The 4879-nt window shown below is 38.7% G+C and carries 6 protein-coding genes; 5 read left to right on the top strand and 1 reads right to left on the bottom strand.

Annotation, left to right across the window (positions count from 1 at the left end):
* Nucleotides 1-285: 285 nt before the first annotated feature.
* Complete coding sequence (locus tag RLO81_RS10525; protein WP_350111155.1) at nt 286-936, top strand: DUF4304 domain-containing protein; 651 nt, start codon at nt 286-288, stop codon at nt 934-936.
* Nucleotides 937-1171: 235 nt separating this feature from the next.
* On the opposite strand, the gene RLO81_RS10520 is transcribed toward RLO81_RS10525, so the two are convergent.
* Nucleotides 1172-2311, bottom strand: coding sequence for a N(5)-(carboxyethyl)ornithine synthase (locus RLO81_RS10520; protein WP_350111152.1), 1140 nt, complete (start codon nt 2309-2311; stop codon nt 1172-1174).
* A gap of 375 nt (nt 2312-2686) precedes the next feature.
* Between RLO81_RS10520 and RLO81_RS10515 the strand changes: the two genes are divergently transcribed.
* The 4 genes from RLO81_RS10515 (at nt 2687) to RLO81_RS10500 (ending at nt 4149) form a co-directional block, all read left to right on the top strand.
* Nucleotides 2687-2929 (top strand): DUF433 domain-containing protein, encoded by a 243-nt coding sequence (locus RLO81_RS10515; protein ID WP_350111149.1) that lies wholly within the window; start codon nt 2687-2689, stop codon nt 2927-2929.
* Entirely contained in the window at nt 2913-3242 is a 330-nt protein-coding gene (locus RLO81_RS10510) for a DUF5615 family PIN-like protein (protein ID WP_350111146.1), read from the top strand. The genes RLO81_RS10515 and RLO81_RS10510 overlap by 17 nt, the downstream gene beginning before the upstream one ends.
* A gap of 266 nt (nt 3243-3508) precedes the next feature.
* The gene (locus RLO81_RS10505) at nt 3509-3859 is read left to right on the top strand and encodes a type II toxin-antitoxin system RelE/ParE family toxin (protein ID WP_350111143.1); all 351 of its coding nucleotides are present in this window, start codon (nt 3509-3511) and stop codon (nt 3857-3859) included.
* Nucleotides 3856-4149, top strand: coding sequence for a helix-turn-helix domain-containing protein (locus RLO81_RS10500; RefSeq protein ID WP_350111140.1), 294 nt, complete (start codon nt 3856-3858; stop codon nt 4147-4149). Before RLO81_RS10505 ends, RLO81_RS10500 begins: the two co-directional genes overlap by 4 nt.
* Nucleotides 4150-4879 lie beyond the last annotated feature (730 nt).

The raw sequence follows: 4879 nt of genomic DNA, 5'->3' as shown, positions 1-4879 counted from the left end.
GATAGCTATTGGCGATCTAGGCCTTCTACACTTTCCACAAGGCATATCGGCCTTCAGTCAAAATGGGATTCCCAAATCCCATATCTACGGAAATGTTTAATTTGGTGATGAATACGCACAATGTGTCCGTTTTTAGTCGCTTATAAGCGTTTATTGTCGTTCCAAATGGGTAAAGTATTGTTATTGAAATGGTGATTTGGAAGATGATATTAGTAGCTGTGGTGCATGCACTATAACTAAAGGTTAGACAGCAAGAACTAAAGGTTAGACAGCAAGTAGATTGATATGATAAAAGACAAGTTTAAAGAAATTGTGAAAGCTGGAATTTATCCACCTCTTAAAGATGCTGGATTTAAAAAGTCTGGAAACCACTTTATCAAAAAACTTGACGAAACGCAACAGGTGGTTACACTTCAATTGAGTCAAGGAAACTCTCATGAGCAACTTCGCTTTTACTTCAGGTGCGGAATCTTAATAAATGGGATAAAACCCGAACCTAGAGATTTGAAATCAGAAGTTTACGCTGATTACAGATTTAGTATTGATAGGGTGACTAATGAATTTGATAACGACCAATTTGACATTACAAACGACACTCAAATAGCACCAATTGCTAAAAAAATTGAGGAAGTAATAAAATCAGAATTAATACCTTTTTTTAATAAACATGAAACTGAAAAAGCGTGTATTGATTTCATGACATCTCAAGATAGCCTCCAGGGTAGTTTTGATTTGATTAAATATTTATGTGTAAATAATCAAATATCTCATTTGGAAGAATATGTGATTCGCTTGACGAAGTTCCTTAAATCAATAAAAGGACAATATAGCGACCCGAATACTGCTCGTAAAAGAGTTGACAAAATGATTTCTTTAATCTCTGAGTTTGAAAAACTAACTCCTGAGTTGAAAGAAAAAATAGAAAAAAGTTGGTGACACTGTATATAGCAACTTCAGATGTTCCCCACCTTCCCAGCTCATGCCAGACTCCAGCTAAAAAGCGATTCCCAAATCCCGTACAATTAAACAGGCTTAATCCATCAAATACAATATCCACGGAAATGTTTAATTTGGTGATCAATACGCACAACGCATCTGATTTTAATCACTTATAAGCGTTTATTGGCGATTAAAAGTGGGTAAAGTGTGGGTAACGAAATGTTACCAACAATCACTTTCCAATACCATGAGGGTATTCACGATCTCGATTTTGGAACCGAAGAATCTCATTTTTCTGTATAACTCCCTTGTCTACATTAATTGCTTCCCGAATAGTCGCATTGTTTTTCCATGCTTCTCTTCCCTCAAGAACAGTCCGAAGATGCACTATTAATGCTGCAGAAATTGATCTCGTTGCACTTTCCCATAAGTAACTAGGGGTATGATCCACAGCATAGTAGTCTATATCATCAACGGAGAACATTGGATGCTTAAATGTTGTGGGTTTGGCAAAGTAAAAACCCATTCCTTCATCACAACTCACGTCTATAATTAGGCAACCTTTTTGTAAGCATGCTTTTTCGTCATGAGTAACAAAATCCAGAGGATTGTTTGGGTCCTGGAATGTGCCATTAATGATAATTTTTGATTCGCTAATTAACTCAGTTAATGGCCTTTCTGATCCATCATGCTCTACCACTAACATCCTGGCTCCACCTTCAACGCCTTTTTTAATCCTAACATAATTAACATCAAGAATTTCTTCTCTGACCTCATGATCTGGCCTTTGGATGCAAATGGTTATATCTCTAAATCCATGAGCCTTCAGGGCGTAAATGGCTCCTCTGCTTACTGCCCCAAAGCTGAAGATTAATACTTTTCTCTGGTTTCCATAATGACCATCAATTCCCTTTAATTGCATAGCATGAAGAATCGCACAGTAACCGGCCATCTCATTATTTTTATAGAATGTATGACGTCCCTGAATACCACTGGGAGACCACACGAACATGTCTTCAAACGCAATCAATGTCAATTCTCTGTCGATTGCTGTTTGAGTAATTTCCTTCTGTTGTGCACAATGAGGGTAACCCCAAAGCAGACCATTTTTCTTTAGTTCCTGCAGGTCTGAAAGAACTGGCTTGGCAATGATTACCGATCCCAGGTCACCCAGAAGTTCACTTCGCGAAGCAATCCCACAAGACAGGGCTTTTAACTCTTCATCTTCAACCTTGAAAGACCTGCCGTACCCCTTTTCAAAAATAAGGTGTTTCCTTACCTCTTCTGGTAGCCTTGACAAATGTTCGGGATGAATGGGAAGCCTTCTTTCGTCTTCTTTCTTAGAAGTACCAATTACACCAATCGTATGCATTAAACTATTCGTAATATTTGTTGAGTCTGCTTATAAAAAGAATAAGCTTTGAATCTCCCGGATGTGATTTCTAAAGAAAGGATTGGAGGTTTCACACATCAGATGAATCGCCAATTTAATTGCTCGTAACCCGTCAATTGAAAGTGTAAAAACTTATAAGAGAAGAATTAGAATTGAAAAATTCCTGATGCGAAGGTAACCATTAAAAATCTAGCAGCTCTCCACCTTCCCCAGGGCATGTCGGCCTCCAGCTAAAAAGCGTTTTCTCAAATCCTGTACTATTAAATAGCTATGCCCAGGTCAGGCAGACCTGAATCACGTTGTTCCATCCGTGCACATTGTATCGTTTAACTCAACTATACGTATATTTGATATATGAGCACCATCGGAAGACACATAACAGTAGATCCAGAAATCCAAAATGGTCAACCCGTTTTCAGTGGAACACGTGTGCCCGTGCAAACATTATTTTGGCATCTTGAAAAAGGAATTACAATCGAAGAGTTCTTGGAAGATTTCCCAAGTGTAACAAAAGAACAAGCCATTGGTGTATTAGAGATTGCTAATAAGATTGTAAACTCCGCACAACTGGGTCAAATCTATGAAACTGTTAATTGACGAGAATCTACCTAAACGTCTAAAAATTAATTTTCCTAATCATGAAATTTTCACTGTCAATGACATGGGTTGGAACAGTGTCAAAAATGGTGAACTCCTAAAATTGATGTTGCAGCAAGAATTTGATGTACTTCTAACGTTTGACAGGAATCTACAATATCAACAAAACTTTAATAAATATCCGATAGCAGTATTTATCCTCAACGCAGAGGATAACGCCTATCTAACCCTTGAACCTCTAATCCCCATCATTCACAATCATCTGAATAAGGAATTGAAACCGGGACCAACTGAAATAAAAGTCGGGGTCTAACTCTCCACCATTCCCCACCTTCCACAGCGCACCTCAGACTCCAGCTAAAAAGCGATTTCTCAAATCCCATACAATTAAACAAGACTTGATCGACCGAAGATAATATCCACGGAAATGTTTAATTTGGTGATCAATACGCACAACGTATCCGTTTTGGATCGTTTAGTAATACTGTTGTTTAATTGTTGTGAATCATAGTCTTTTGAGTGTAGAAATCTGAACTTTTCAACTTTTAGTTTGTTCCATTATTAGTTAACTTTGAAACGGTGGAACATTATCGTCAACTTGTCTTTTTCAAAAACTATTTCAGTGATTTTTTCGAACCACTGAATGAGAAAGTAAAGGATAAGATTGATCAGGTGCTCTTCATAGTACGAACAGTGGAACGAATTCCCAGGAAGTTTTTCAGTCATATGACTGGCACAGACGGACTTTTTGAGATTCGAGTTGAATTCCAGGGTAATATTTATCGGATTTTCTGCTGTTTTGATGATGGTAACTTGGTGGTACTCTTTAATGGTTTTCATAAGAAATCTCAGAAAACACCGAAAAAGGAAATTGATAAGGCCCTAAGAATAAAGGACGAATATTTTGAATTGAAAAGGAGATCAAAATGAAAGAACATTTAACAACATTTGACGAACACCTTGACCGACGCTATGGAAAGGTCGGATCTCAGGAACGTACCAACTTCGAAATAAAAGCCAAAGCATTTGCAATTGGTGAAATTATTAGAGAAGCACGTAAAGAGGCACACATAACCCAGGAACAACTTGCCGAACGAACTGGAACAAAAAAGAGCTTTATCTCCAGAATCGAGAACGGACATAGCGATATCCAACTTTCCACACTTTACAGGCTTTTGGAAGTAGGTCTTGGAAAAAAAGTGAACCTAACAATAGGATAAACGAGCCACAACAAAGCGATATGGATGAATAGCCTTAAGCATTCTACAGCCGCTTCATCAAAACCTCACTGCAAAAACCTCACTGGGCAAACACCTTATCGCGCAAGTGTTCTCCACTTGTGCGATAATAGGTTCCACGATCTAAGCTCTCGATATGCCCCACAGCGGATCTCAGCCTCCAGCTAAAAAGAAATTCCCAAGTCCCGATCAATTAAACCGGCTTTGGTCGTAGCTCCCCCCTGGAAATCATATATCCCGCGCGGTATGTCATATATCCCTGAAAAAAATCGTATCTCCCACTAAAAAATCATATATCCCAGATGAGAAATTGTATATCCCGGAAAAACATTCATTTCTCCGCGATAGAAAGTCCTATATCCCATAAAAAAATGGCATCTCCGGGGTGAAAAATCATAAATATTACAAAATCAATCATATATCCCAGCTAACCTGACATATCTCCGGCTTGAAAATCATATCTCCGGGGTAGAAAGTCATACCTCCGGGGTGAGAAGTCGTATCTCCCGCTCAGAAATCGTATCTCCGGGGTAGAAAGTCATACCTCCGGGGTGAGAAGTCGTATCTCCCGCTTAAAAATCGTATCTCCGGAGTAGAAAGTCATACCTCCGGGATGAGAAGTCGTATCTCCCACTAAAAAATCGTACCTCCGGAGTAGAAAATCACAGCTCCCGGGAAAAAATCACAGATCAGGTAGGATGAATAACAAATC

The organism is Fulvivirga sp. (assembly GCF_040220315.1).
In the GTDB taxonomy this organism is placed as follows: Bacteria; Bacteroidota; Bacteroidia; order Cytophagales; family Cyclobacteriaceae; genus Fulvivirga.
The sequence above is the reverse complement of the archived record's forward strand: the minus strand, read 5'-3'. Positions and strand labels throughout refer to the sequence as shown.